Source organism: Mesorhizobium sp. M2A.F.Ca.ET.037.01.1.1, from assembly GCF_003998075.1.
GTDB lineage: Bacteria > Pseudomonadota > Alphaproteobacteria > Rhizobiales > Rhizobiaceae > Mesorhizobium.
In genome coordinates, this window is sequence record NZ_RZSA01001397.1 from 1 (window position 1) to 1,244 (window position 1,244).

General features: G+C 66.6%; 1 protein-coding gene and 1 pseudogene. One reads left to right on the forward strand and one right to left on the reverse strand.

What is annotated here, in order from left to right; genetic code table 11:
• Positions 1 to 656: pseudogene (locus EOA27_RS37050) on the forward strand (hypothetical protein); the annotation flags it as partial.
• Between the two features lie 29 nt (positions 657 to 685).
• On the opposite strand, the gene EOA27_RS37055 reads toward EOA27_RS37050, so the two are convergent.
• Positions 686 to 1,234: an NADH-quinone oxidoreductase subunit B family protein gene (locus EOA27_RS37055; protein WP_126080203.1), complete on the reverse strand. Its 549-nt coding sequence runs from the start codon at positions 1,232 to 1,234 to the stop codon at positions 686 to 688.
• Positions 1,235 to 1,244 lie beyond the last annotated feature (10 nt).

Here is a 1,244-nt window from a genome sequence, read left to right on the forward strand (position 1 = left end):
CGCGCGGCCAGCGGCTGGAAGACGTCGAGGCCCGGCACGATCGCTTCCACGCCGTGCCGAGCACCGCGTGGAAGCGATCGTGCCGGTCCTCGGCGTCAATCCGGCGCCGGATCTCTATGACGGCGTCCTGGTGCGCATCGGCGTCGGCAGGCTGACAAAACTGCTTGCCGCCAGCAACGCCGGCGATCTCCAGATGGAATCGCGCACCATGGTCCAGGCCGAGCTCGAAGCGGGTGAGACGCTGCTTGCGCTCAACGAGATATTCGTCGGCCATCGCAGCCATCAGTCGGCCCGCTATCGAGGCGGAAGGCGAGGCGGAGGACCATTCCTCCAGCGGCCTCATCGTCGCCTCCGGCACCGGCGCGACCGGCTGGGCGCGCTCGATCATGGAAGCGACGCATCTGGAGCTGTCGCTCGGCCGCGAGGAACATGCGGTCGGCTTCTGGGTTCGCGAGCCCTTCCCGAGCATCGCCACCGCCACGAAATTGCGGGCGGGAAAGATCACCGAGAAACCGCTCTTCATCATCTCGCGCATGAACGAGGGCGGCGTGATCTTCGCCGACGGCATCGAGCAGGATTTCATCGCCTTCGACTGGGGCCGGCAGGTGCGGCTGTCGCCAGCGTCAAGGGTGTTGCGGCTGGTGATCGACCGGTAGGACCGAGTTGGCCGCAAAACCTGCAATAGTCAGCCCTGGACGGCGCCGGTCTTTCCAGCCTTCCCGTTCGCGCCGTCGAGCAGGGCGATCAATCCCTTGAGGATGTCGATCGGCGGCGGCGGACATCCGGGAATGTGCAGGTCGACCGGCACCACGTCCGACACGCCGCCGACAACGGCGTAGCCGCCGGCGAAGCAGCCGCCGTCCTTGGCGCAGTCGCCTAATGCAACCACCCATTTCGGGTTGGGCGTCGCCTCAAAGGTCCGCTTCAGCGCCTCGCGCATGTTCTTGGTGACCGGCCCGGTGACCATCAGCACGTCGGCATGGCGCGGCGAGGCGACGAAGCGGAAGCCGAAGCGCTCGATGTCGTAGAAGGCATTGTTGAGCGCGTGCATTTCGAGCTCGCAGCCATTGCAGGAGCCGGCATCGACCGCGCGGATCGCCAGGCTCCGGCCGAGTTTCCGGCGCGCCATGCCGTCAAGCGCGCGCGCCAGCTCGTCGACGGCAGCATTGCTGACTTGCGGCGCGCGTTCCGTCAGGGGCGGGCGGATCAGGCTTTCGAAGAGCAGTTTTCGCATGGTTCTACAG

Coding starts and splice junctions, on each gene's coding strand:
- EOA27_RS37055 (WP_126080203.1), bottom strand. CDS start 1,234: ATGCGAAAACTGCTCTTCGAAAGCCTGATCCGCCCGCCCCTGACGGAA.